The following is a 25,117-nucleotide window of genomic DNA, read 5'->3' on the forward strand; positions in this document are numbered from 1 at the left end:
GTCAGGTCAGGCGTCCCCGGTGGCGGCGAGGGCACGGACCGCGTCCGCGAAGGCCTCGCCGCGCTTGTTGTAGTTGGTGAACATGTCCATCGAGGCGCAGGCCGGGGCGAGGAGCACCGTGTCTCCCGGGCGGGCCAGCCGGGCCGCCTCGCGGACCGCCTCGGACATCGCCCCAGTGTCGGTCCGGTCGAGGTCCACCACCGGGACCTCCGGGGCGTGTCGCGCCAGGGCTTCGCGGATGAGCGCGCGGTCGGCGCCGATCAGGACGGCCCCGCGCAGGCGCTTGGCGGACTTCTGGACGAGCTCGTCGAAGGTCGCGCCCTTGGCGAGTCCGCCGGCGATCCAGACGATCGGGTCGTAGGCCGCCAACGAGGCTTCCGCCGCGTGGGTGTTGGTGGCCTTGGAGTCGTCGACGTACGTGACTCCCTGGACCTCCTCGACCAGTTCGATGCGGTGCGGGTCGGGCCGGAAGGCCTTCAGTCCGTCGCGTACGGCCTTGGCGTCGACGCCGAAGGCGCGGGCGAGGGCGGCGGCGGCGAGCGCGTTGGCGATGTTGTGCGGGGCCGGCGGCTGGACGTCGGCGACCTCGGCCAGCTCCTGGGCGTTCTTCTGCCGGTTCGGGGCGAAGGCGCGGTCGACGAGGAGGCCCTCGACGACGCCCAGTTCGGACGGGCCGGGGGTGCCGAGGGTGAAGCCGATGGCCCGGCAGCCCTCCTCGACGTCGGCCTCGCGGACCAGGTCCTCGGTCGCCTTGTCCGCGACGTTGTAGACGCAGGCGACCTGGTTGCCCTCGTAGATCCGGCCCTTGTCGGCGGCGTACGCCTCCATGGAGCCGTGCCAGTCGAGGTGGTCGGGCGCCAGGTTGAGCACGGCGGCCGAGTGGACGCGGACGGAGGGCGCCCAGTGCAGCTGGTAGCTGGACAGTTCGACGGCGAGCACGTCGTACGGCTCGTCGCCGAGGACGGCGTCGAGGAGCGAGACCCCGATGTTGCCGACGGCGGCGGTCCGCAGCCCTGCCGCCTCCAGGATCGAGGCGAGCATCCGCACGGTCGTGGTCTTGCCGTTGGTGCCGGTGACGGCCAGCCAGGGGGCCGCGTCGGGCCCCCTGAGCCGCCAGGCGAGTTCGACGTCGCCCCAGATCTCCACGCCCGCCTCGGCGGCGGCCGTGAACAGCGGCTTGTCGGGCCGCCAGCCGGGGGTGGTGACGATCAGCTCGGTGCCGGCCGGCAGGGTGGCGCCGTCGCCGAGGCGGACGGTGATGCCCTCCGCCTCCAGGTCGGCGGCCTGCGCCCGGGAGCGCTCGTCGTCGCCGTCGTTGACGACGGTCACCCGCGCGCCGAGCCCGTGCAGGACGCGGGCGGCCGGGATGCCGGACACCCCGAGCCCCGCGACGGTGACGTTCTTGCCGTTCCAGTCGAGCTGTTCTGTCACTTCTCCGATGCCCATCCCGCGTAGAAGAGGCCCAGGCCCACGATCACGCACATGCCCTGGATGATCCAGAACCGGACGACGACAAGGACCTCGGACCACCCCTTGAGTTCGAAGTGGTGCTGGAGGGGTGCCATCCGGAAGACGCGCTTGCCGGTCATCTTGAACGAGCCGACCTGGATGACCACGGACATCGTGATCAGGACGAACAGGCCGCCGAGCAGGGCCAGCAGCAGCTCCGTACGGGAGCAGATGGCGAGACCGGCGAGGGCGCCGCCGAGGGCGAGCGAGCCGGTGTCACCCATGAAGATCTTGGCGGGTGAGGTGTTCCACCAGAGGAAGCCGAAGCAGGAGCCCATCAGGGCGGAGGCGACGACCGCGAGGTCCAGCGGGTCGCGCACCTCGAAGCAGGCGTTGGGGTTGGTCAGGGTCAGGGCGTTCGCACAGGACTCCTGGAACTGCCACAGCCCGATGAAGGTGTACGCGCCGAAGACCATGACGGAGGCGCCGGTGGCCAGACCGTCCAGACCGTCCGTCAGGTTCACGCCGTTGGACATGGCGAGAATCATGAAGAGCGCCCAGATCACGAAGAGCACCGGACCGATGGTCCAGCCGAAGTCCGTGATGAAGGAGAGCTTCTCGGAGGCCGGGGTGAGGCCACGCGCGTCGGAGAACTGGAGCGCGAGCACCGCGAACGCGATGCCCACGATCAGCTGTCCGGCCATCTTCGCCTTGGCCCGCAGACCGAGCGACCGCTGCTTGACGATCTTGATGTAGTCGTCGAGGAAGCCGACCAGACCCATGCCGGCCATCAGGAACAGGACCAGGATCCCGGAGTACGAGATGGGCTCGCCGGTGATGACCTTGGCCAGGGCGTACGCGATGAGCGTGGCCAGGATGAAGGAGATGCCGCCCATGGTGGGCGTGCCCTTCTTCCCGGCGTGGCCGCGCGGGCCGTCGTCCCGGATGAACTGCCCGTACCCCTTGCGCGCGAGGAGCTTGATGAGCAGCGGGGTGCCGATCAGGGTCAGGAAGAGCCCGATGGCCCCCGCGAAGAGGATCTGCCTCATCGGCCGGTGACCTCACCCTCGGTGTCGAGGAGAGCCAGGGCGACCTGTTCGAGACCGACCGACCTGGAAGCCTTCACAAGGACGACGTCCCCCGGGCGCAGCTCACTGCGCAACAGGTCGACAGCCGCCTGCGCGTCGGACACGTGCACCGACTCCTCACCCCACGAACCCTCGTTATATGCGCCCAGTTGCAGCCAGGACGCTTCCCTGTCCCCGACCGCGACGAGCTTGCTGACGTTGAGCCGGACGGCGAGCCGTCCGACCGCGTCGTGCTCGACGAGCGATGCGTCACCGAGCTCGGCCATCTTGCCGAGCACCGCCCACGTACGAGCCCCTCGGGCCTGTGCGGCCCTGCCCATGGACGCGAGCGCGCGCAGGGCGGCTCGCATGGACTCGGGGTTCGCGTTGTAGGCGTCGTTGACGATCGTCACGCCGTCCGGACGCTCGGTGACCTCCATGCGCCAGCGCGACAGGGTGCCGGCCTCGGAGAGCGCGGTGGCGATCTCCTCGACAGGCATGCCCAACTCGTGCGCGACGGCGGCCGCTGCGAGCGCGTTCGACACGTGGTGCTCACCGTACAGGCGCAAGGTCACGTCACTGCACCCGGTGGGTGTGTGAAGACGGAAAGAGGGCTGTCCGGTCTCTGTGAGGTGGACGTTCTCGGCCCGTACGGCCGCTTCGTCCGCTTCGCCGAACAGGATCACGCGGGCCTTGGTGCGGCTCGCCATGGCGCGGACGAGCGGGTCGTCGGCGTTGAGGACCGCCACCCCGCCCTCCTCGGCCGACGGCAGCGCCTCGACGAGTTCGCCCTTGGCCTGGGCGATCTGCTCCCGGCCGCCGAACTCGCCGATGTGCGCGCTGCCCACGTTGAGGACGAGTCCGATCCGCGGCGGGGTGAGGCCGGTGAGGTAGCGGATGTGCCCGATGCCGCGGGCGCCCATCTCCAGGACCAGGTGCCGGGTCTCGTCGCTCGCGCGGAGCGCGGTGAGCGGCAGGCCGATCTCGTTGTTGAGCGAGCCGGGCGTCCACACGGTGGGCGCGTGCCGGTCGAGGACCTGGGCGATCAGGTCCTTGGTGGAGGTCTTGCCCGCCGAGCCGGTGAGGGCGACGACATCGGTGCCGAGCCGTTCGACGACCGCGCGGGCGAGGGCCCCGAGAGCGGCCTGGACGTCGTCCACGACGAGGGCGGGGACGCCGACGGGGCGGGCGGCCAGGACGGCCGTCGCACCCGCGGCGACGGCGCGCTCCGCGTAGTCGTGGCCGTCGACGTGCTCACCGGCGAAGGCCGCGAAGAGGCTGCCGGCCCGCACCTCGCGGGAGTCGATGACGACGGGCCCGGTGATCCGGGCGGCCGGATCCGGTATGTCGTGCGCCTGCCCGCCGACGATTTCGGCGATCTCGGCGAGGGAGAGGGCGATCACTGCTTCATCCCTGACTGTTCTGGTGGCTGACTTCGGCACTGCTGCCCGAGGGGGCGGCCGGGGCGTTTCGTTCGAGGATCGCCGCGCGCAGGACCTCGCGGTCGTCGAAGGGGCGGACCGTCCCGGCGATCTCCTGGCCCTGCTCGTGGCCCTTGCCGGCGACGAGGACGGTGTCGCCGGGCCGCGCGCGGGCGACGGCGGCGGCGACGGCGGCGGCCCGGTCGGGTTCGACCAGGACGTCACCGCGCTCCTCCGCGGGCACGTCGGCGGCGCCCGCGAGCATGGCGGTGAGGATCGCGAGCGGGTCCTCGGAGCGGGGGTTGTCGGAGGTCAGGACGGCGGTGTCGGCGAGCCGGGCCGCGGCGGCGCCCATCGGGCCGCGTTTGGTGGTGTCCCGGTCGCCACCGCAGCCGATGACCACGTGCAGCCGGCCCTCGGTGACCTCGCGCAGGGAGCGCAGGACCGATTCGACGGCGTCCGTCTTGTGCGCGTAGTCGACGACGGCGAGGTACGGCTGGCCGGCGTCGACCCGCTCCAGGCGGCCCGGTACGCCGGGGACGGCGGCGACGCCCTCGGCGGCGCTCTTGGGGTCGACGCCCGCGGCGGCGAGGGTGGCGATCGCGGCGAGGGTGTTGGCGACGTTGAAGGGGCCGGGCAGCGGCGCGGTGGCGGGGATCCGCACGCCCTCGGGGCCGACGGCGGTGAACGTGGAGTCGTGGGAGCCGAGGACGAGGTCCTCGGCGCGCCAGTCGGCGTCGGCGCGGCCCTCGGCGGAGAAGGTGACGACCGGGACGGTCGCGTCCGTCACGAGCCTGCGGCCGTAGGCGTCGTCGAGGTTGACCACGCCGAGGCGGCTGCGCTGGGGCGTGAAGAGCCCGGCCTTCGCCCGGTAGTAGTCGTCCATGTCGGAGTGGAACTCCATGTGCTCCGGGCTGAGGTTGTTGAAGACGGCGACGTCGAAGACGCAGCCGTCGACCCGGCCGAGCACGAGGGCGTGGCTGGAGACCTCCATGGCGACCGCGTCCACGCCGCGCTCGCGCATGACGGCGAAGAGCGCCTGGAGGTCGGTGGCCTCGGGGGTGGTCCGCTCGGACTTGATGCGCTCGTCGCCGATCCGCATCTCGACGGTGCCGACGAGGCCGGTGTGGTGTCCGGAGCCGCGCAGTCCGCCTTCGACGAGGTAGGCGGTGGTGGTCTTGCCCGAGGTGCCGGTGATGCCGATCTGGAGCAGGTCGGCGCCGGGCCGCCCGTAGATCTCGGCGGCGAGTTCGCCCATCCGGCCCCGCGGGTTCTCGACGACCAGGACCGGCAGGCCGGTCGCGGCGGCGCGCTCGGCGCCCGTCGGATCGGTGAGGATCGCGGCGGCGCCGAGCCCGGCGGCCTGGGCGACGAAGTCGGCGCCGTGCATGCGGGCGCCGGGCAGGGCCGCGTACACGTCACCGGGGCGCACGGCCCGCGAGTCGTGGGTGATGCCCGAGATCTCGGCGGCCCGGGGGGCGTCGACCCCCAGCAGTGCGGCCAGGTCGCCCAGGGGTGTCGGGCGGGCCTGCTCCGGCCGGGGCGGGGCGGTTCGGTACTGATCAGCGTGTGGCACGGCGGTGAGCGTACCGGGCGCACCCTGTGGGGGGCCAAAACGGCCCGGGGCCTCGCCGGAGTTCGATTTCCGGTTCCCGGAATCGGGGGTGATCGTTGTCACTGGTGCTCCCGGAGTGTCACGGGGTGGGTTCGAAGGTGACCGGCAGTCGGGCGGGTTCCCTGCCCGTGGGGGCTACGTGGAGGGTCTTGAGGGCGAACTCCATGACCTTCTTGTAGATGGGTCCGCAGATCTGCCCGCCGAAGTAGCTGCCCTTGGTGGGGTTCTGGATGGCGCAGTAGACGGTGATCCGGGGGTCGTCGGCGGGCGCGAAGCCCGCGAAGGAGGCGGTGTAGCCCTTGTAGCGGCCGAGTTCGGGGTCGACGCGGTTGGCGGTACCGGTCTTGCCGGCGACGCGGTATCCGGGGATGGCGGCCCTGGTGCCGGTGCCCTCCCGGTCGTCGACGACGGACTCCAGCATCTGGGCGAGGGTCTTGGCGGTCTTCTCGCTGACGACCCGGTTCTCCTTGGGCTTGGGCGCGGGGGTGAAGCGGCCGTCGGGGCCCTTGGTGCCGCGGACGAGGGTCGGTTCGACGCGTACGCCTCCGTTGGCGATGGTCGAGTACACGGAGGCGGCCTGCATGGCGTTGACGGAGAGGCCCTGGCCGAAGGGGATCGTGTACTGCTGCGAGGTGGACCAGTTCTGGGGCTTGGCGAGGATGCCGGCGGTCTCGCCCGGGTAGTCGAGGCCGGTGGGGCTGCCCATGCCGAACTTGCGCAGGTACGAGTCGAGGATCCGGTTGGACTCGGCCTGGGTGGCGCCGAGCTGGCCGGTGGCGAGGATCGTGCCGATGTTGCTGGACTTGGCGAGGACGCCGTTGAGGGTCAGGTACCAGGTCTTGTGGTCGACGTCGTCCTTGAAGAGCCGGTCGCCGCGGTGGAGCCGGTTGGGGACGGTGACATGGGTGTCCGGGGTCGCCTTGCCCTCCTCCAGGACGGCGGCCATGGACATGACCTTGCTGGTGGAGCCGGGCTCGTAGGCGTCCTGGAGGGCGGCGTTGCCCATGGAGGCGGCGTTGGCGGCGGAGAGGTCGTTGGGGTCGAAGCCGGGGGCGTTGGCCATGGCGAGGACCTCGCCGGTCCTGGTGTCCTGCACGATGACGTAGCCCCGGTCGGCCTTGGACTTCCTCACCTGCTCGGTGATGGCCTGCTGGGCGGCCCACTGGATGTCCCGGTCGATGGTCAGCTCGATGTCGGAGCCGGGGACGGCGGGGGTGCCCTGGGAGCCCGCGGTCGGCACCTGGCGGCCGCCGGACTGGGTGAAGCGGATCTTGCCGTCCTTGCCGGCGAGTTCCGGGTCGAGCATGGACTCCACGCCGCCGGCGCCCCGGCCCTCGGCGTTGACGTATCCCAGTATCCCGGCGGCGAGCTCGCCGTTGGGGTACACGCGCTTGGTGCTGGGCTCGCTGAGGATGCCGCCGAGGAGGTTGATCCCGTTGCCGCCCTCGGAGCGCTGGGCCTTCTGCCCGTAGACCCGCCGGAGGTCCTTGATCTGGTTCCAGACCTGCGGGGTCTGCTTGCGGGCGAGCAGGGTGTAGCGGGACTTGGGGGTACGGAGCTTCTTCGCGAGCTCCGCGGGCTCCTTGCCGAGGAGCGGGGCGAGGAGGGCGGCGGCCTGCTCGGGCGCGTCGGGGACCTTGGACTCCTCGGGCGTGAAGAGCTTGGGGTCGGCCGTGATGTCGTACGCGTCGACGCTGGCGGCGAGCGCGATGCCGTTGCGGTCGGTGATCTCGCCGCGCTCGGCGGAGAGCGTGTACTCCTGGAAGCGGTACTTGTCGGCCTTGGCGGCGTAGGCGCTGGCGTCGACGGCCTGGACCTGGAGCAGCCGCACCACGAAGGCCACCATGACGAGGGTCAGGCCGAGGGAGATCAGCCGCAGCCGGGGCCGCGGGCTGCCGAGCCGGATGGTGCGGGGCTGCCGGGCCGGGGGCCGGGGCGCGGTCCGCTTCGCGGCCGGCCGGCGCGGGGCGGGGCGGGCCGGGCGGGCTCCCGCGGAGGCGGGCCGGGGGCGCGCGGGCCGGGCGGGGCCGGGGACGCGGCGGCGCGGGGGCTCCTTCGAGGGCACTGCTCGGTCACCTGCCGGAGGTCGTCGGGGCGGTTGCTGCGGTCTCGGGGAGCGCGGGGGCGGGCTCGGTCCGTGCCTGGTCGGCGCCGTCGGGGCCGGGAACGGGATCGCTTCCGGTGGGCGGGGTGCCGGTCCGCGGGACGGTCCCGGTGTCCGCGGCGGCGCCGGGCGTGTCGGCCCCGGTGCCGGCCGGGGTGACCGGCGTGTCGGCCTCCGTGGTGGCGGCGTCCACGGCCGTGTCGACGCCCGTGCCGGTGCCGGTCCCGGCAGCGGGCCCGGTGGCCGGGGCAGCCGTACCGGCGACGGCGGTGACCGGGTCCGCGGCGGCCGTGCCGGTGTCGGGCCCCGGGGCGGCGGCGTTCGCCCGCGGGCTCGGGGAGCCGGTCGTGGCGGGCGGCGGGGGCGTCTGCGTGGCCGACGCGCTCGGCGTGGGGCTCGGCTTCGGCGCCACCGCGACCGAGGGCTCGCCGAGCACCTTGCCGTCCGGGCCGAGGAAGGCGGGGCTGCCGCCCGGCACCATGCCGAGCTCGCGGGCCCGCCGCTCCAGCGCGTCGGGCGCCGCGTAGTCGTCGACGTCCCGCTGGAGCGCCTGCTCCTCGTCGGTGAGCTCGGTGGTCCTGTTCTTGAGCTCGTTGAGCTGGAAGGACCCCTGGTTGAGGGCGGAGTTCAGCAGGAGCAGGCTGATCAGACCGCCGCCGAGCAGCACCACGACGAGCAGGACGAAGGGGGTGCGGGCGGCCGAGCTGGGCCCCGACGGCATGAGCCGTCCGAGCCGCGCGGCCCGTCCTTTGAGCGGCCCCTTCGCCGTACTCACAGGACGTCTTCCCGGATCCGCTCCGCGCCCCGGAGCCGGGCCGGGGCAGCGCGCCGGTTCTCGGCGACCTCCTCCTCGGTGGGCAGCTCGGCGCCTCGGGTGAGCAGCTTCAGCCGGGGCTGGTACTTCTCCGGGACGACCGGCAGGCCGGGCGGGGCGGTGGTCGCCGCGCCGGCCGCGAAGACCTGCTTGACCAGCCGGTCCTCCAGGGAGTGGTACGAGAGGACGGCGATGCGGCCGCCGAGGCCGAGGGCCTTCACGGCCGCCGGGATCGCCTGCTCCAGGACGCTCAGCTCGCCGTTGACCTCGATGCGCAGGGCCTGGAAGGTGCGCTTGGCCGGGTTGCCGCCGGTCCGTTTGGCCGCCTGCGGCAGGGAGTCGCGGATGAGCTCGACGAGCCGGGCGCTGTTGCTGAACGGCTCCTTCTCGCGCTCGCGCACGATCGCGGAGACGATCCGCTTGGCCTGCTTCTCCTCGCCGTACGCGCGGAGGATGCGGACGAGTTCGCCGGCCGGGTAGGTGTTGAGGACCTCGGCCGCGCTGATCCCGGTCGTCTGGTCCATGCGCATGTCGAGCGGGGCGTCCTGGGCGTAGGCGAAGCCGCGGTCGGCCTCGTCCAGCTGCATGGAGGAGACGCCCAGGTCGAAGAGGATGCCGTCCACCGTGGGGATGCCGAGCCGGTCGAGGACCTCGGGCAGCTCGTCGTACACGGCGTGGACGAGGGTGGCGCGCTCCCCGTACGGGGCGAGCCGTTCGCCGGAGAGCCGCAGGGCCTCCTTGTCCCGGTCGAGGGCGACGAGCCGCGCCTCGGGGAACCGCTTCAGGAGTGCCTCGCTGTGGCCGCCGAGGCCCAGGGTGCAGTCGACGACGACCGCGCCGGGGCGCTCCAGGGCGGGGGCCAACATGTCCAGGCACCGCTGGAGCATGACCGGGACGTGTCGGTCGTTGCTCAATGCGCCCTCTCAGATCCGGCGCGGAGGTACGGGGCGAGCGGGAGGAGGCCGAGCCGTAGGTACCGCCGCACACACGGGGGGAGAAACCGCGGGAATCGCTCGTTGTCTCCGTGAACTCCGCGTCACTTTAGTCCACGGGGCGCGCCGGTCAATCAACCGGCTGGCGCGTCGCACGGCGCCGGCGGCCGCCCGGACATTCCGGGCGACCGGCCTGTTCGGGGCCTGTCCACCGACGTCCGGGGCTCAGCTCGCCACGGGGCGCGACGGCGTCCTCCGCCCCCTCTCGCAGCGGGTCGGCCGGCGACCGGCCCGGCGTAAACACCTCAAGCCCGGCATATCCCTCGCACTTGTCCGCAGGCGAGTGACACGACCCCGCACGGCGAACAAGAATGCTCGGGTGACACCCCCCGAATGTTTCCACGGGGGCAGGTGTCCGTGTTCCGGAAGGCCGAGGAGGGCCGGGTGACGACCTATGACGATCGAGCGAGCCTCACTGATCTGACCACCACTGTGGAGCGGGTGCGCAGATCGGTGGAGAGCGTGATCGAGGGCAAGCCCGAGGTCGTACGGCTTTCTCTGACCGTGCTGCTCGCCGAGGGGCACCTCCTCATCGAGGATGTCCCCGGCGTCGGCAAGACCATGCTCGCCAAGACTCTGGCCCGGTCCATCGACTGCTCGGTGCGCCGCATCCAGTTCACCCCCGACCTGCTGCCCTCGGACGTCACCGGCGTGTCGATCTTCGACCAGCAGCGCCGCGACTTCGAGTTCAAGCCGGGCGCGATCTTCGCGCAGATCGTCATCGGCGACGAGATCAACCGCGCCTCGCCGAAGACCCAGTCCGCGCTGCTCGAGTCCATGGAGGAGCGACAGGTCACGGTCGACGGCCAGACCTACGAGCTGCCCAGCCCGTTCATGGTGGTCGCCACGCAGAACCCGGTCGAGATGGAGGGCACCTACCCGCTGCCCGAGGCCCAGCGCGACCGCTTCATGGCCCGGGTCTCCATCGGCTACCCGAGCCCCGAGGCCGAGCTGCAGATGCTCGACGTGCACGGCTCGGTCTCCCCGCTCGACGACCTCCAGCCGGTCGCCCACGCCCACGACATCCTGAAGCTGATCGAGGCGGTGCGCGCGGTCCACGTCGCCGACGCCGTACGCCGGTACGCGGTCGAGATCGTCTCCGCCACCCGCACCCACCCGGACCTGCGGCTCGGCGCCTCCCCGCGCGCCACGCTCCACCTGCTGCGGGCCGCCAAGGCCTCCGCCGCGCTCAGCGGACGCGAGTACGTGCTGCCCGACGACCTCCAGGCCCTCGCCGCGCCCGTCCTCGCCCACCGGCTGCTGCCGACGGCGCAGGCCCAGCTCAACCGCCGTTCCGCCGAGCAGGTCGTCCAGGACATCCTGCAGCGCACCCCCGTCCCGGCCGCGGCCCCGCCCGCCGGACCGCTCTACGGCCAGCAGCCCGGCGCCCGGCGGCTGTGATGGGAGGCGCTGCCGTGCCGGACGGACAGCGGGACGACGAGGACGACCGGGGCGGTCTGCGGACCGCCCTCGGCGGTCTCACCACCCGTGGCCGCTCCTTCCTCGCCGCCGGGGTGGCCGCCGCCGTCTGCGCGTACGTCCTCGGCCAGGCCGACCTGCTGCGCGTCGGGCTGCTGCTCGCCACGCTGCCGCTGATCTGCGTCCTCGTGCTGCACCGCACCCGCTACCGGGTCGCCGCCTCCCGCCGGCTCACCCCCCAGCGGGTGGAGGCGGGCACCGAGGCCCGGGTCCAGCTGCGGATGGAGAACGTCTCCAAGCTGCCCACCGGGCTGCTGATGCTCCAGGACCACGTGCCGTACATGCTGGGGCCCCGCCCCCGTTTCGTCCTCGACCGGGTCGAGGCGGGCGGGCGGCGCGAGGTGTCCTACCGGGTCCGCTCCGACCTGCGCGGCCGCTTCCCGCTCGGTCCGCTCCAGCTGCGGCTCAACGACCCGTTCGGGATGTGCGAGCTGACCCGTTCGTTCAGCGCGTACGACACCCTCACCGTCGTGCCGAGGACCGAGAGCCTGCCGCCGGTGAAGCTCGTCGGCGAGACCTCGGGGTACGGCGACGGGCAGCAGCGTTCGCTCGCCCTCGCCGGAGACGACGACATCATCCCGCGCGCCTACCGCCACGGTGACGACCTGCGCCGGGTGCACTGGCGTTCCACCGCCCGCTACGGCGAGCTGATGGTCCGCCGCGAGGAGCAGCCGCAGCGGGCCCGCTGCACGGTGCTCCTCGACACCCGCCGGGTCGCCTACCAGGGTTCCGGCCCCGACTCCGCCTTCGAGTGGGCGGTCTCCGGAGCCGCCTCCTCGCTGGTCCACATGCTGGAGCGCGGCTACGCCGTCCGGCTGGTCACCGACACCGGCAGCGCCGTGCCCGGCGAGGGCTCCGACGGCTTCGCCGCCTCGGCACTGGACTCGGCCGAATCGGCCGGTCTCCTCATGGACACCCTCGCGGTCGTCGACCACTCCGAGGGCGGCGGGCTCTCCCGGGCGTCCGACGTCCTGCGGGGCGGCGACGAAGGACTGCTCATCGCCTTCGTCGGCGACCTCGACGAGGAACAGGCCGCCCTCGCCGCCCGGATGCGCGGCCGCGCCGGAGCGGCCGTCGCCTTCGTCCTGGACTCCGGGGCCTGGCTCACCGGCGGCTCGGTCGCCGGGGCGGTCGAGGACCGCGTACAGCAGCTGCGCGAGGCGGGCTGGACGGCGCTGGCCGTACCGCCCGGCGCGCGGCTCGCCGACCTGTGGCAGCAGGCGGCCGGAGTCCGCGCGGAGTCCGCCTCCGCCGACACCTACGGAGGATGGTCATGAGCGGGCGCGCACGGCTGACCCTGGCCGCCTGGGCCGCCACCCTGATGGGGGCCGGAGCACTGCTCCCGCTGGTGAAGCCGGCCACCTGGATCTTCACCGCGGCCTTCGTCCTCGCCCTGGTGAGCGGAGCGGGCACGCTGGCCAGGCGGGCGCCGCTCGCCCGGCCGCTGACCCTGCTCGCCCAGATCGTCGTCGCGCTGCTCGCGCTGACCGTGATCTTCGCCCGGGAGCAGGCCGTCCTCTGGTTCCTCCCCGGCCCGCAGGTCTGGAGCCATGCCGCCGAGCTGTTCCGGGCGGGCGCCGAGGACGTCGGCCGGTACGCGATCCCCGCGCCGGACACCGAGGGGATCCGGCTCATGCTGGTCGGCGGTGTGGTCATGATCGGTCTCCTCGTGGACGCCCTGTCGGTGACCTTCCGCAAGGCGGCCCCGGCCGGTCTTCCGCTGCTCGCCCTGTACTCGGTGGCGGCCGGGCTCTCCGGCGGCGGCGCGGGCTGGCTCTGGTTCCTCCTCGCCGCCTCCGGCTATCTGCTGCTGCTCCTCGCGGAGGCCCGCGACCGGCTCTCCCAGTGGGGGCGGGTCTTCGGCGGCGCCCAGCGCTCCGGGCGGCCCGGCTCGGCCGTCGGGAGCGGCGGCCCCACCTTCGCGCCGGCCCGCACCGGCCGCCGGATCGGCGCCGTGGCCATGGGCGTCGCCCTGGTGGTCCCGCTCGCGCTGCCCGGCTTCACCGGCGGGCTGTTCGGCAACGGCGACGGCGAGGGCACCGGGGGCGTCGGCAAGGGCGGCACGATCTCGGCCGTGAACCCGCTGGTCTCCCTCCAGGACAACCTGCGCCAGCAGGAGGACCGGGAGGTCCTGCGCTACCGCACCAACGCCCGCGACACCTCCGGCATGTACCTGCGGCTCGTCGCGCTCGACCAGTTCGACGGCACCTCGTGGAAGTCCTCGGTCCGGCCGATCGAGGACGTCCCCGAGCAGCTGCCCTGGCCGCAGGGGCTCTCCCAGGACGTCGAGATCACCGAGGTGACCACCAACTTCGTCGCCTCCGAGGGCTACGAGCAGAAGTGGCTGCCGATGCCGTACCCGGCGGGCCGCGTCGAGATCGACGGACGCTGGCGGTACGAGCCGGCCGGCCGGATGCTCGTCGGCGACGACAAGCAGACCACCCGGGGCGCCCGCTACCAGGTCTCCAGCCTGGACGTGCGGCCGACGCCGGACCGGCTCGCCGCGGCCGGGCCCGCACCGGAGAAGCTGCTCGCCGAGTACACCAAGGTCCCGCCCTCGCTCCCGGCCGATGTGAAGGCGACCGCGCTGCGGGTGACCCAGGGCGCGGCGAACGACTACGAGCAGGCGGTGAAGCTCCAGAACTGGTTCGCCCGGGACGGGGGCTTCCGCTACGACGTCGAGGTGGAGTCCGGCACCGGGGTGCAGGCGATCTCCCGCTTCCTGAAGGACAAGGAGGGCTTCTGCGTCCACTTCTCCTTCTCCATGGCGGCGATGGCCCGTTCGCTCGGCATCCCGGCCCGGGTCGCCGTGGGCTTCATGCCGGGCACGACGCAGACCGACGGATCGGTCTCGGTCGGCATCCGGGACGCGCACGCCTGGCCCGAGCTGTACTTCGAGGGCGCCGGCTGGACCCGGTTCGAGCCGACCCCGTCGCGGGGCTCCACCCCCGCGTACACCCGTGAGACCACGCCCTCCGGTACGGCCACCGGTCCCGCGCAGCCCCAGCAGAGCGCCTCGGCGCAGCCGTCCGCCGTGCCCAGCGCCTCGGAGAGCTGCACCGCGCAGATGCGGCGGCTCGGCGACTGCGGTCCGGAGGCGGCGGTGGGCGGGGTGTCCTCGGACGGCTCCGGCCCCGATCACCTGACGGTGGTCCTGCTGACGCTGGGGGCCCTGGTCGTGCTCTCCCTCCCCTTCCTTCCCCTGCTCTGGCGGACCCGGGTCCGGTCCCGGCGGCTCGGTTCGGAGGGTGCGCGCGGGCCCGGGGAGACGGCGGCGCGGACGCTCGCCGTCTGGCGGGAGATCAACGACACCGCCTGGGACTACGGGGTCGAGCCGGACGAGTCGCGGACGCCGAGGAACACGGCGGCGCGGATCGTCCGCCTGGGCGGACTGCGGGACGAGGCGGCGGACGCGGTGCACCGGGTGGCGGGGGCGGTGGAGGAGGTCCTGTACGCGCCTCGTCCGCGCCCGGCGGCAGGTCTCGCGGAGGATGCCGCGCGGGTACGGGCGGGCTTCCACGCCGCTGCGGACCGGCGCGGCCGGCTCCGGGCGAGCCTGGCACCGCGCTCGGCGGCGCGGGTCCGGTGGACGGCGTCGGCCCGCTGGTCGGCATGGTCGACGAACTGGGCGGTACGCCGCCACGCGGCCCTCTCCCGCCTGCGCCGCACGGCCCCGAAGACGGGCTGACCGACCTCCACACGGGCGGGACTCACCACCCGCCCGTGTGGACGTCCCGCGAGTGGTCCCGTCCCGCGGGGCGGGACGGGCGGGGGCGGCGCGGCCGGGTGCCGGCACAGCGGCTGGACATGGGCGAGCCCCGTAGGGCGCGCGCTCGGGGTGCGGGTCCTACGGGGCTCGGCCTCGTCAGGTGTGTGCGGGGCTACCGCTCGCGGCCCGTCAGTGGCCGCCGCCCTGCTGTTCGTCGCGGCGGCGCTGCCACCGCTCTTCGATCCGGTTCATCATGGAGCGTCGCTGCCGGGTCTGACGGCCACCGGCCGCCACCCCGCCCTGGGCCGGCTGCTCACCGGGCTTCGGCGCCTTGCGCCATCCGGTGACCGCCAGGACCGCGCAGCCCAGCATGACGAGGAATCCCACCACGCTGATCCAGATCTGCTGTGCGACCATTCCGGCCATGAGGAGCGCGATACCCACCAGGAAGCCGGCGACTGCCTGGTAGACCCGTCGCCGGGTGTACGTACGCAGTCCGCTTCCCTCGAGCGCTGTCGCGAACTTGGGATCTTCGGCGTACAGCGCTCGCTCCATCTGCTCGAGCATTCGCTGCTCGTGCTCCGAGAGCGGCACGGAGTCCTCCTAGTCGTCGGTCGCGGGGGCGACCGGTTTGCGGCCCTTTCAGGATAGGCAGGGAATCGCCCCCGTGAAACCCGCCCTCAATGCCGAATAGCCAATCCGGGCCGCCATGCGGATCGGTTGCTGAGGCGTTGATTCCCCAGCCCCTCACCTGTCATGCCGGATGCTGTCCCCCGATCATACGGGGCGCAGCCCGTAACGGGGCGGGCTGTGGCCTACTCCATGGAGTGCCGTCGCCCGCGACGCCGAACGGGTGGCCGTCCTGCTCAGGCCCGCTTCTCGCCCAGCACGTGCAGTTGCGTGGCGATCGCGTGGAAGGAGGCCAGCTCGGCGGCGGCCGCCTCCAGCTTCAGCAGGGCCTCCGCCGCACCGGGTTCGGTGTCGACGAGGACGCCGGGGACGAGGTCGGCGAAGACCCGGACGCCGTGCACGGCGCCGACCGCGAGTCCCGCCGCGTCGGCGAGTTCGGTGAGCTGCTCGGCGGTGAAGCGCCGGGGCACGGGGTCACCTGCGCCCCAGCGGCCCGCCGGGTCGTCGAGTGCGTGGCGGGCCTCGGTGAAGTGCCCGGCGAGGGCGCGGGCGAGGACGGCGCCGCCGAACCCGGCGGCGAGCAGGCTGAGGCTGCCGCCGGGCCGGAGGGCCGCGACCGCGTTCCGCACGCCCTCGGCGGGGTCGTCGACGTACTCCAGGACGCCGTGGCAGAGCACGGTGTCGTAGCTCTCGCGCCCGACCACGTCGAAGAGGCCGCTGATGTCGCCCTGGACGCCGGTCACCCGGTCGGCGACGCCGGCCTCGGCGGCCCGGCGCTCCAGCGCGAAGAGCGCGTTGGGGCTGGGGTCGACGACGGTGACCCGGTGGCCGAGGCGGGCGACCGGCACCGCGAAGTTCCCGGAGCCGCCGCCCGTGTCGAGGACGTCGAGGCTGTCCTCGCCGGTGGCCTCGACCCGGCGGTCGAGGGCCTCCTTGAGGACGTCCCAGACGACGGCGGTACGCAGGGAGGCGCGCGACGGGCGCGACGACGTCTCTCGGCCGAAGGCAGGGGAAGGGTCCGGCACGGCTGTTGACTCCTCGGTGACGGGTACGGACGCTCCCCACCCTATGGCCTCAGCCTCGGCTTTCGGATCATCCGCCGGCCCCGTCCGGCCCCGGTCGGCGGGGCGGGACCGGCTGGAGGGCGAGCAGCCGCTCGACCAGGCGCAGGAAGAAGGAGGCGTCCCTGAGGAGGTCGTCGGCCTCGCGCCGGGTGGCGGCGCTCGCGATGCCGGCCTCGGCGCGGGCCCTGCGCTCGGCGCCCGAGGCGAAGAGGGCGCTCCACTCGGTCAGCTCGGGGGCCAGCTCGGCGAGGAGCTCCCAGGCGCTCCGTATCCGCTGTCGGCGGCGGCCGGTCTCGGGCAGGGCGCGGGCGGCGAGCACGGCGGCGGCGGCCCGCAGGGCGGCCAGGTGCGCGGCGGCGTACCGCTCGTGGGGACGGTCGAGGGTCGCGGCCTCGGCCAGTCCGGCACGGGCTTTGGCGAGGAGGTCGAGGGCGGCGGGCGGGGCGGCGGTGCGGCGCGGGACGGGGTGGATGTCGGACGCGGGCCCGGACTGCGCGGGGACGGTACGGCCCCCGGGGTGGCGGCGGGGCGCGGCTGCTGCGGAAGGGCTTGCCATGACGAGTCCTCCTGTCGTCGCGTGACGGCGCTGTGGCCGTATGTGTCCATCGTGCCCGACCCCACTGACAACGCCGCCGACCTGGGCTTTTGCCTGGAAACCGGGTCCGGGGTAGTTTTTGCACTGACCAGTCAGTTCAAAAATGGGGAACAGGGGGTGGGCCCGTGGGAGCGGAAGCCGAGGAGCGACCGCACGGTGCCGCCGTCGTCGCGGACGGCTTCGGACTGAAGGGGCCGCGCGGCTGGGCCTTCCGGGAGGTCTCCTTCCGGGCCGAGCCGGGCTCGCTGGTGACGATCGAGGGACCCTCGGGTTCGGGCCGCACCTGTCTGCTGCTCGCGCTCACGGGCCGGATGAAGGCCCAGGAGGGTTCCGCCGAGGTGGGCGGCCTCCCGCTGCCCCGGAAGATGGCCGCGGTCCGCAGGATCAGCGCCCTCGGGCAGGTGCCAGGCGTCAGCGAGCTGGATCCCGCGTTCACGGTCGCCGAGCACCTGCGCGAGCGGGCCCTGCTCCAGCGCCGCTACGACGGTTCCGTCCGGGCCCTCCTGCGGCGCCCGGCCGAACGGGCCGCGGCGACCCGGGCCCGGATCGATGAGGCCGTGGCGGCCGCCGGGCTCGACCTCTCCGCGCTGCCGAAGGGCGAGCGGACCTCCGTACGCGATCTGGAGCGGCTGGAAGCGCTGCGGCTCTCGACCGCCCTGGCCCTGATCGGCCGCCCCCGGCTCCTCGCCGTGGACGACGCGGACCTGAAGCTCTCCGACGCCGACCGGGCCGAGGCCTGGGCCCTGCTGCGCTCGGTGGCCGCCGCCGGGACGACCGTCCTCGCCGTCTGCAGCGAGGCTCCCGAGGACGCCCTGCGGATCACCACGCTCGCGGCCACGACGGATCCGGCCGAGCCGGATCCGGGCGCGACGGAAGCGGACGTGACGGAAGCGGCGGCGAATCCGGACGCGACGGAAGCGGACGCGGCGGAGCCGAAGGCGCCGGCCGAGAAGCCCGCGCCCGACGCGGACACCGACGCCGCCACCCCCGACGCGGCCGAGACCGACACCGGAACCGGCACCGGCACCGGCACCGGAACCAGCACCAGCACCAGCACCGACCACACGACCGAGGAGGGGGCGGCCGATGCGCTCGCCGAAACTGGCCGCGCTTGAGCTGAAGCGCTTCGGCAGGGGAAAGCTGCCGCGCGCCGCGCTCGTCGCGATCCTGCTGCTGCCCCTGCTGTACGGCGCCCTGTACCTGTACTCGTTCTGGGACCCGTACAGCAGGCTCGACAAGATCCCCGTCGCCCTCGTCAACGAGGACCGGGGGGCCACCACCGACGGCAAGAGGATCAACGCCGGCGACGACCTCACCCAGGGGCTCCTGGAGAGCAACACCTTCGCCTGGCACCGGGTGAGCGACGACGAGGCCCGCCGGGGCGTCGAGGACGGGACGTACTACCTGTCCCTGACCATGCCCGCCGACTTCAGCTCACGCATCGCGTCCAGCTCGGGCGACTCGCCCGAGACCGGCGCCCTGCGGGTGCGGACGAACGACGCCAACAACTACATCGTCGGGCAGATCTCCCGGACGGTCTTCTCCGAGGTGCGCACCGCGGCCTCCACCAAGTCCTCGCGGTCCTTCCTCGACAAGATCTTCATCTCCTTCTCCGACATCCACGACGCCACCGAGAAGGCCGCCAAGGGCGCGACCGACCTCAAGCAGGGCGTCGACAAGGCGAAGAAGGGCTCCAAGGACCTGGCCGACGGTCTCACGACCGCCAAGACCGGCAGCGGTGACCTGGCCGCCGGCCTGAAGAAGCTGGACAAGGGCGCCAAGGACCTGGAGAGCGGCTCCCGCAAGGTCGCGGACGGCACGCAGTCGCTCGCCGACAAGGTGAACGGCACCGCCGACAAGGTCCGCCCGTACCTGGCGAACAACGGCAGGTCGATCCGCGACACCGCCCGGCTCGTCTCCGACTCCGCCACCGCCGTCCGGCACCGGCTCGACGACCTGGTCGAGCGCGCCCCGGTGCTCCGTACGGCCGCGCACAAGGCCGACGACGGCCTGGCCGCGATCCACCGGGAGGAGTGCGAGCTGAAGCCGGGGGCCGACGAGCGGATCTGCGCCAGGCTCAAGGAGGCCTCGGTCACCGCCGGCGACGTGGCCACCATCGCGGACGACGTGCACGAGCTGACCAAGGACAGCAAGGGCGACATCAAGACCCTGGACGCGCGGCTCGTCACGCTCACGAAGCAGGCCGACGAGCTGGCCGCCCGCGCCCCGCACCTCGACGAGGACGTCGAGGACGCCATCCGGAAGATCAACGAGCTCAACGCGGGTGCGAAGAAGGTCGCGGCGGGCGCCGACAGGCTCCACTCCGGCATCACCGAGGCCAAGTCCGGTTCCGTCAGCCTCGACACCGGCGTCGGCAAGCTCAAGAAGGGCGCGGGCGCCCTCGACGGCGGCCTGTTCAAGCTCGCCGACGGCTCCGGTGAACTGGCCGGCGGCCTGCGCGACGGCGTCGAGCGGATCCCGGACTACGACGAACAGGACCGTGACCGGCGTACGGAGGTCATGGCCGACCCGGTGCGGCTGGCCTCCCAGTCCCTGCACAAGGCGCCGAACTACGGCACCGGCTTCGCCCCGTACTTCATCCCGCTCTCCCTCTGGGTCGGCGCGATGGTCGCCTACATGATCATCCAGCCGCTGAACCGGCGCGCCCTCGCCGCCGGCGCCTCCGCCTGGCGGATCGCGCTCGCGGGCTGGTTCCCGGTGGCGGCGATCGGCGTCCTCCAGGTCGCGGCCCTCATGTCGGTCCTGCACTGGGGCCTCGGCCTCCAGATGGCCAGGGCCGCCGGCACGGTCGGCTTCCTCACCCTGGTCACCTGCTGCTTCGCCGCGATCATCCAGTGGCTCAACGCCCGGTTCGGCGCCGCCGGCCGGATCCTGGTCCTCGCGGTCCTGATGCTCCAGCTGACCTCGGCGGGCGGCACGTACCCCGTCCAGACCAGTCCGGGCTTCTTCAACGCCGTCCACCCCTTCCTGCCGATGACCTACGTGGTCGACGCGCTGCGCCGGCTGATCACCGGCGGCGGGATCGGGCCCGTCTGGCAGGCCTGCGCGGTCCTGACCGCGTTCACCGTGGGCGCCCTGGCCCTGACCGCGGTCTCGGCGCGCAAGCGGCAGGTCTGGACGCTCGACCGGCTCCACCCCGAACTGACCCTGTGAATCGGGGCCGGTGACACCCGCGACACCTGTGAGAATCGACCCCATGGACAGCAGCAGCACCCGACGCCAGGCCACGCGCGCGAAGCTCTACGAGGCGGCCGTCACCCTCATCGCGGAGCAGGGCTTCTCGGCCACCACGGTGGACGAGATCGCCGAGCGGGCCGGGGTGGCCAAGGGCACGGTCTACTACAACTTCAAGAGCAAGACCGAGCTCTTCGAGGAGCTGCTGCGCCATGGCGTGTCGCTGCTCACGGCCTCGCTGCGCTCGGCGGCCGAGGAGACCGCCGAGCGCGGTGGGAGCCGGGTCGACGCGCTCGACGCGATGATCCGCGCGGGCCTCGTCTTCATCGACCGCTACCCGGCCTTCACCCAGCTGTACGTGGCCGAGCTGTGGCGCACCAACCGGGCCTGGAACTCGACGCTCCTGGTGGTCCGCCAGGAGGCCGTCGCGGTGGTCGAGGGGGTGCTGCGCGAGGCGGTCGCGGCCGGGGAGCTGAGCGACGACATCGACGTGCAGCTCACGGCGGCGGCGCTGGTCGGGATGGTGCTGGTGGCGGCGCTCGACTGGCAGGCCTTCCAGAGCGAGCGTTCGCTCGACGACGTGCACGCGGCGCTGTCCCGGCTGCTGCACGGGCGCGTGGGCGGGCGGTAGGGACCGGCCACATACGGGAACCGGGCGGCACACGCGCGTGGACCGGGCGGCGAGGCTCGATCCCCCCGAGCCTCGCCGCACCGGTCCCTTTCCCGCTCCCCCGTACCGGCAGGTGCACGGCCCCGTTCCGCAGCCCCGTGCCGGCGGTGCCGGAGCCGCGCCCCTTCCGTGGACCCCACTCTGCCGTCCCGGCCCGCCCCGGCCCATCCGCGCACCTACTCATCTCGACCTCTAGGTACGGGTACTCAGACGTGGTTACCATCGCGGGCGTGTCCGTACTCCCCCTGGTGTTCACCAGCGGCTGGGCGAGCGGGATCAACGCGTACGCGGTGGTCCTGCTGTTCGGCGTCTTCGGCGCGACCGGGCTCACCGACGAGGTGCCCGAGTCCTTGCAGCGCACCGATGTCCTCGTCGTCGCCGGCGTGCTCTTCCTGTGCGAGGCGGTGGCCGACAAGATCCCGTACGTCGACTCGGTGTGGGACTCCGTCCACACGGTGATCCGACCGGTCGCGGGAGCCGTCGTCGGCGCCCTGCTCGCCGGTCAGAACGGTTCGCTGCCCGAACTCGCGGCGGGCGCGGTCGGCGGTTCGACGGCCCTGTTGAGCCATTTCGTCAAGGCGGGGACGAGGATGGCGGTCAACTCGTCGCCCGAGCCGTTCTCCAATGTCGCGCTGAGCCTGGCGGAGGACCTCGGGGTGGCGGCGATCATCACCTTCGCGGTCTTCCACCCGGTGGCCGCGGCCGTCGTCGCGGCCGTCCTGCTCGCCCTCGGTCTGGCCGTACTGGTCTTCCTCGCGCAGCGGATCCGCCGCTTCCTGCGCCGCAGGTCCCAGCGCCGTGAGGAGAGGCGGCTCGCCGGCGTGACGGCCGGGGCGCGGTCACGGCCCCCCTCCGACGACGGGTCGGAGCACTTCTGACGGGCCGCTCCCCGGGGTCCGGCCGGGCCGCTCTCCGACGTCCGGCCGGGCTGCCGCCGGCGGCCGCCGCCGCTGTCGGAGCGGCCGGATAAAGTCGCCGGCATGGCACGGATTGTGGTGATCGGCGCGGGACTCGGCGCCATGGCGACGGCGGCCCGACTGGCCGTGGCGGGCCACGGGGTGACGGTGTACGAGCGGGGCTCGACGTACGGCGGCGCGGTCGGCCGCTTCGAGCGGGACGGCTTCGCCTTCGACACGGGCCCGGGGCTGCTGCATCTGCCCGCCGTGTACCGGGACCTGTTCGTGAAGACCGGCAAGGAGCCGCTGGAGGAGCGCGTCGCGCTGACGCAGGTCGACCCGGCGGCCCGTCATGTCTTCGCCGACGGCACGCGCGTGGACCTGCCGAACGCCTCCAGGGCCGGCACGGTCGCCGCCCTGGACACGGCGCTGGGCGCGGGCGCGGGCGAGCGCTGGGGCGACTTCCTGGTGCGGGCCCGCGAGGCCTGGGACCGCACCCGCCGCCCGCTCCTGGAGGAGCCGCGGCCGGCCGATCCGGCCCCCCTGGCCCGTGAGCCGTACCCGGCCCTGAAGCCGGGCCTGTTGCGGCGGCCGACGACGACGCTCGCGCAGGTCGGGGCGCGGGAGCTGCGCGAGCCGCGGCTCGCCGCCCTGCTCGACGCGTACGCGTGGTCGTACGGCTTCGACCCGGCCACCGCCCCCGCGTCGGCCGCCGTCCTGCCGTACATGGAGCAGACCTTCGGCAGCTGGTACGTGGGCGGGGGGCTGCGGGCGCTCGCCGACGCGGTGTACGAGCGGTGCCGTGAGCGGCGTGTCGCGTTCGTCTTCGACACGCCCGTGGAGGCCGTCCTGGAGAAGGACGGCCGGGCGGTGGGCATCCGGACGGCCGGGGGCGACATCGTGGAGGCCGATCACGTCGTCTCCGGCGCCCCGGTGCCCGCCCTCTACCGGGACCGTGTCGTCGAGGGGGGCGCCGGTGACGGCCTGCCGGGCCACCAGGCGATCGGGACGAGCCGGGTGACGGCCTGTCTGGCGCTGCGCGGGCCCCGCGAGTCGGAGGCCGTCCACCGCACCGTGGTGCACGCGGAGGGCGAGCGGCCGACGGTGACGGTGCTGCGCCCGGACGATCCGGCGCTGCGGCCCGACGCGGACCACGAGTCGGTGACGGTCACGGCGACCGTTCCCACGGCTCCGGAGCGGGACGCGGCCGGGTGGGAGGCCTTCGCGGAGCGGATGGTCGAGGCTGCCGGGCGGGCGGTTCCGGGGCTGCGGGGGCGGCTGCTGTGGCAGCACGTCCGCACCCCGGAGGACGTACGGCGGGAGACCGGCGCCGCCGAGGTGCCGGGGCCCGCGCTCGCCGGGGCCGGTGGGCGGCTGCTCCCGGCCGACAACCGCTCCCCGCTGCCGGGCCTCTGGTTCGCGGGCGGCTGGTCCCACCCGGGCGGCGGGCTCGCCCACGCGGGCATGTCGGGCGCGCTGGTGGCCGGGTTCATCGTGGAGGGCGCGGACTTCCGCGGCTCGCGGTAGGGCACGGCAGAGGGCCCCGGCGGTGCCGGGGCCCTCGACGGTGTCTCAGTAGCGGTACTGCTGCTGGTCGTCCTGGTGCGGTTCGTAGCCGAACGGGCCCGGAGTCCCCGGCTGCGGCTGCGGCGCCGGCTCGGTGTCGCGCTGCTGCGGGACCCAGACCCCACCGGGCGGCGTGTCGTAGGAGTACGAGGAGGCGGCGTACGGGTCGGCGTAGTAGGCGCCGTACTGCTGGCCGTCCGTGCCCGGCCCGATGTACGGGTCGGAGTAGGCGGCGTACTGCTGCTGCGCGGCCGCGGCACCGTAGTCGTAGGCCGGCTGCTGCTGCTCGTAGGACTGCGCGTAGGGGTCGTACGCCGGGTCGTAGCCGGTGCCGTGGGCGTCGTGGCCCGTGCCGCCGTGAGCGGTGTCCTGTCCCGTGCCGTAGACCCCGTACTGGCCGGTGTCGTCGGGCATCGGCAGGGGCTCGTAGACCGCGGTGGTCTCCGCGGCGGGCTGCTCGCCGGCGCCCTCCCGCCCGTCGTACGGGGCGTCCTCGCCGCTGTACGAGAGCTCGGTGACCTCAAGGGTGGGCCCGGCCTGCGCGGGCGGACCGGACCTGCGGCGACGGCTCGCGCCCGGGTTGCCGCCGATGGCCCAGCCGGTGGAGAAGCCGCGGCGGAAGGACAGCGTCACGTACGTCTGGCCGACGGCGAAGGCGACCGCCCCGGCGATGATCACCGCCACCAGGGACATGAGTACGCCCATGACCACACCGAGGAAGCCGCAGAAGGCGAGCACCCGCCAGCGCAGCCGCGCCTTGTACTGGAGGAGCACCTCCCCCAGCAGCCACAGTGCGACCACTCCGAACGCGATGTAGAGGACCGTCCACCCCATGCCCCGCCGCCCCTCTCCACGGTCACCGCCGCGGGTCGGGGCGGGTACGACCGGTCACGACTGCTGGTGCAGTCCGAGATTCTCGTAGATCTCGAGCGTCGCGGTGGAGCTGTTCAGCGTGATGAAGTGCAGTCCGGGGACACCCTCGGAGAGCAGACGCGCGCAGAACTCCGTCGCGAACTCGATACCGATGGAGCGTACAGCGGTGGGATCGTCCTTGACGGCGAGGATGCGCTCTTTCACATCGTCGGGGAAGGCCGCGTTGCTCAGCTGGGGCAGCCGGCCGAGGGTCTTCACGTTCACGACGGGCATGACCTCGGGGATGATCGGGGTCTCGCAGCCCGCCTTGGCGACGCTGTCGCGGAGCCTCAGATAGTTCTCCGGGTCGAAGAACATCTGGGTGATCGCGTAGTCGGCGCCCGCGCGGCACTTGTCCACGAAGTGCCGGATGTCCGTGTCCCAGTCGGTGGAGCGGGGGTGCATCTCCGGGAAGGCGGCGACGCCCACGCAGAAGTCGCCCGACTCCTTGATCAGCCGGACGAGGTCGGCCGCGTACCGGACGCCCTCCGGGTGCTCGATCCATTCCCCGAGCGGGTCACCGGCCGGGTCGCCGCGGAGCGCGAGCATGTTGCGGATACCGGCGTCGGCGTACTGGCCGAGGACGTTCCGCAGCTCGGCGACCGAGTGGTCGACGGCGGTGAGGTGGGCGACCGGGGTGAGCGTGGTGTCGGAGGCGATCTTCTGGGTGGCCTTGACGGTGCCGCCGCGGGTGGAACCGCCGGCGCCGTAGGTTACGGAGACGAAGCTCGGTCCGACCGCCTCGACCCGGCGCATCGCGTTCCACAGGCCCTGCTCGCCCTTCTCGGTCCGGGGCGCGTAGAACTCGAAGGAGTACGACGTGCCGCCGGAGGCGAGGATGTCGCGGACCGTGCGGGCGCGGTCCGAGCGGACGGAAGCGGTACCAAGGGCCATACGGGCAGGTTAGACGGGGTGCGCCGGGCGGCGTAAACGGTGTCC

Annotated in this window: 20 protein-coding genes; 8 read left to right on the forward strand and 12 right to left on the reverse strand. The window is 73.3% G+C overall.

The window, feature by feature from the left end:
• Nucleotides 1-6 precede the first annotated feature (6 nt).
• Genes murD through rsmH form a run of 7 tightly spaced genes read right to left on the reverse strand, consistent with a single transcriptional unit; the run spans nt 7 to nt 9,384 of the window.
• Nucleotides 7-1,446 (reverse strand): UDP-N-acetylmuramoyl-L-alanine--D-glutamate ligase, encoded by a 1,440-nt coding sequence (gene murD, locus AMK29_RS01400; protein ID WP_073806751.1) that lies wholly within the window; start codon nt 1,444-1,446, stop codon nt 7-9.
• Entirely contained in the window at nt 1,428-2,498 is a 1,071-nt protein-coding gene (mraY, locus tag AMK29_RS01405) for a phospho-N-acetylmuramoyl-pentapeptide-transferase (protein WP_073806752.1), read from the reverse strand. The genes murD and mraY overlap by 19 nt, the downstream gene beginning before the upstream one ends.
• Nucleotides 2,495-3,919, reverse strand: coding sequence for a UDP-N-acetylmuramoyl-tripeptide--D-alanyl-D-alanine ligase (locus tag AMK29_RS01410; protein WP_073806753.1), 1,425 nt, complete (start codon nt 3,917-3,919; stop codon nt 2,495-2,497). The genes mraY and AMK29_RS01410 overlap by 4 nt, the downstream gene beginning before the upstream one ends.
• A 4-nt stretch (nt 3,920-3,923) precedes the next feature.
• Nucleotides 3,924-5,615, reverse strand: a complete 1,692-nt coding sequence (locus AMK29_RS01415) for a UDP-N-acetylmuramoyl-L-alanyl-D-glutamate--2,6-diaminopimelate ligase (protein WP_073806754.1) — start codon at nt 5,613-5,615, stop codon at nt 3,924-3,926.
• A gap of 16 nt (nt 5,616-5,631) precedes the next feature.
• Nucleotides 5,632-7,617, reverse strand: coding sequence for a peptidoglycan D,D-transpeptidase FtsI family protein (locus AMK29_RS01420; RefSeq protein ID WP_073806755.1), 1,986 nt, complete (start codon nt 7,615-7,617; stop codon nt 5,632-5,634).
• Between the two features lie 7 nt (nt 7,618-7,624).
• Nucleotides 7,625-8,431, reverse strand: coding sequence for an FtsB family cell division protein (locus tag AMK29_RS37850; protein WP_073806756.1), 807 nt, complete (start codon nt 8,429-8,431; stop codon nt 7,625-7,627).
• The gene (gene rsmH / locus AMK29_RS01430; protein WP_073806757.1) at nt 8,428-9,384 is read right to left on the reverse strand and encodes a 16S rRNA (cytosine(1402)-N(4))-methyltransferase RsmH; all 957 of its coding nucleotides are present in this window, start codon (nt 9,382-9,384) and stop codon (nt 8,428-8,430) included. The genes AMK29_RS37850 and rsmH overlap by 4 nt, the downstream gene beginning before the upstream one ends.
• A 462-nt stretch (nt 9,385-9,846) precedes the next feature.
• Here rsmH and AMK29_RS01435 point away from each other — a divergent pair, with 462 nt between their 5' ends.
• Genes AMK29_RS01435 through AMK29_RS01445 form a run of 3 tightly spaced genes read left to right on the forward strand, consistent with a single transcriptional unit; the run spans nt 9,847 to nt 14,629 of the window.
• Nucleotides 9,847-10,863: an AAA family ATPase gene (locus tag AMK29_RS01435; protein WP_073808148.1), complete on the forward strand. Its 1,017-nt coding sequence runs from the start codon at nt 9,847-9,849 to the stop codon at nt 10,861-10,863.
• Complete coding sequence (locus AMK29_RS01440; RefSeq protein ID WP_073808151.1) at nt 10,863-12,218, forward strand: DUF58 domain-containing protein; 1,356 nt, start codon at nt 10,863-10,865, stop codon at nt 12,216-12,218. The genes AMK29_RS01435 and AMK29_RS01440 overlap by 1 nt, the downstream gene beginning before the upstream one ends.
• Nucleotides 12,215-14,629 carry a transglutaminase TgpA family protein gene (locus AMK29_RS01445; RefSeq protein ID WP_073806758.1) on the forward strand — a complete coding sequence of 805 codons (2,415 nt, stop codon included), beginning with the start codon at nt 12,215-12,217 and terminating at the stop codon, nt 14,627-14,629. The genes AMK29_RS01440 and AMK29_RS01445 overlap by 4 nt, the downstream gene beginning before the upstream one ends.
• Nucleotides 14,630-14,839: 210 nt before the next feature.
• On the opposite strand, the gene AMK29_RS01450 is transcribed toward AMK29_RS01445, so the two are convergent.
• From AMK29_RS01450 to AMK29_RS01460, 3 genes are all read right to left on the reverse strand, one after another.
• Complete coding sequence (locus AMK29_RS01450) at nt 14,840-15,244, reverse strand: DUF3040 domain-containing protein (protein WP_073806759.1); 405 nt, start codon at nt 15,242-15,244, stop codon at nt 14,840-14,842.
• Between the two features lie 272 nt (nt 15,245-15,516).
• The gene (locus tag AMK29_RS01455) at nt 15,517-16,305 is read right to left on the reverse strand and encodes a class I SAM-dependent methyltransferase (protein ID WP_073806760.1); all 789 of its coding nucleotides are present in this window, start codon (nt 16,303-16,305) and stop codon (nt 15,517-15,519) included.
• A 67-nt stretch (nt 16,306-16,372) separates the two neighbouring features.
• Nucleotides 16,373-16,900, reverse strand: a complete 528-nt coding sequence (locus AMK29_RS01460; protein WP_073806761.1) for an SAV_6107 family HEPN domain-containing protein — start codon at nt 16,898-16,900, stop codon at nt 16,373-16,375.
• Nucleotides 16,901-17,064: 164 nt separating this feature from the next.
• Here AMK29_RS01460 and AMK29_RS01465 point away from each other — a divergent pair, with 164 nt between their 5' ends.
• The 5 genes from AMK29_RS01465 (at nt 17,065) to AMK29_RS01485 (ending at nt 23,227) form a co-directional block, all read left to right on the forward strand.
• Nucleotides 17,065-18,054 carry an ATP-binding cassette domain-containing protein gene (locus AMK29_RS01465; RefSeq protein WP_073806762.1) on the forward strand — a complete coding sequence of 330 codons (990 nt, stop codon included), beginning with the start codon at nt 17,065-17,067 and terminating at the stop codon, nt 18,052-18,054.
• Entirely contained in the window at nt 18,026-20,113 is a 2,088-nt protein-coding gene (locus AMK29_RS01470; protein WP_073806763.1) for a YhgE/Pip domain-containing protein, read from the forward strand. Before AMK29_RS01465 ends, AMK29_RS01470 begins: the two co-directional genes overlap by 29 nt.
• A gap of 43 nt (nt 20,114-20,156) precedes the next feature.
• On the forward strand, nt 20,157-20,765 hold the full coding sequence (locus tag AMK29_RS01475; protein WP_073806764.1) for a TetR/AcrR family transcriptional regulator: 609 nt from the start codon (nt 20,157-20,159) through the stop codon (nt 20,763-20,765).
• Nucleotides 20,766-21,034: 269 nt separating this feature from the next.
• Entirely contained in the window at nt 21,035-21,682 is a 648-nt protein-coding gene (locus tag AMK29_RS01480; protein WP_073806765.1) for a DUF4126 domain-containing protein, read from the forward strand.
• A 102-nt stretch (nt 21,683-21,784) separates the two neighbouring features.
• Nucleotides 21,785-23,227 (forward strand): phytoene desaturase family protein, encoded by a 1,443-nt coding sequence (locus AMK29_RS01485; protein ID WP_198942165.1) that lies wholly within the window; start codon nt 21,785-21,787, stop codon nt 23,225-23,227.
• A gap of 45 nt (nt 23,228-23,272) precedes the next feature.
• On the opposite strand, the gene AMK29_RS01490 is transcribed toward AMK29_RS01485, so the two are convergent.
• Nucleotides 23,273-24,100, reverse strand: a complete 828-nt coding sequence (locus tag AMK29_RS01490; RefSeq protein ID WP_073806767.1) for a hypothetical protein — start codon at nt 24,098-24,100, stop codon at nt 23,273-23,275.
• A 54-nt stretch (nt 24,101-24,154) separates the two neighbouring features.
• A complete protein-coding gene (gene metF / locus AMK29_RS01495) occupies nt 24,155-25,072 on the reverse strand; it encodes a methylenetetrahydrofolate reductase [NAD(P)H] (RefSeq protein ID WP_073806768.1) in 918 nt (305 codons plus the stop codon).
• Nucleotides 25,073-25,117 lie beyond the last annotated feature (45 nt).

Origin of the sequence: Streptomyces sp. CB02261, assembly GCF_001905665.1 — a bacterium.
Classification (GTDB): domain Bacteria; phylum Actinomycetota; class Actinomycetes; order Streptomycetales; family Streptomycetaceae; genus Streptomyces.

Excerpts from the sequence above, each read along its gene's own strand:
- murD (WP_073806751.1), bottom strand. The coding sequence starts at position 1,446 with ATGGGCATCGGAGAAGTGACAGAACAGCTCGACTGGAACGGCAAGAAC.
- mraY (WP_073806752.1), bottom strand. The coding sequence starts at position 2,498 with ATGAGGCAGATCCTCTTCGCGGGGGCCATCGGGCTCTTCCTGACCCTG.
- AMK29_RS01440 (WP_073808151.1), top strand. The coding sequence starts at position 10,863 with ATGGGAGGCGCTGCCGTGCCGGACGGACAGCGGGACGACGAGGACGAC.
- AMK29_RS01445 (WP_073806758.1), top strand. The coding sequence starts at position 12,215 with ATGAGCGGGCGCGCACGGCTGACCCTGGCCGCCTGGGCCGCCACCCTG.
- AMK29_RS01460 (WP_073806761.1), bottom strand. The coding sequence starts at position 16,900 with ATGGCAAGCCCTTCCGCAGCAGCCGCGCCCCGCCGCCACCCCGGGGGC.
- AMK29_RS01470 (WP_073806763.1), top strand. The coding sequence starts at position 18,026 with ATGCGCTCGCCGAAACTGGCCGCGCTTGAGCTGAAGCGCTTCGGCAGG.
- AMK29_RS01475 (WP_073806764.1), top strand. The coding sequence starts at position 20,157 with ATGGACAGCAGCAGCACCCGACGCCAGGCCACGCGCGCGAAGCTCTAC.
- AMK29_RS01485 (WP_198942165.1), top strand. The coding sequence starts at position 21,785 with ATGGCACGGATTGTGGTGATCGGCGCGGGACTCGGCGCCATGGCGACG.
- AMK29_RS01490 (WP_073806767.1), bottom strand. The coding sequence starts at position 24,100 with ATGGGGTGGACGGTCCTCTACATCGCGTTCGGAGTGGTCGCACTGTGG.
- metF (WP_073806768.1), bottom strand. The coding sequence starts at position 25,072 with ATGGCCCTTGGTACCGCTTCCGTCCGCTCGGACCGCGCCCGCACGGTC.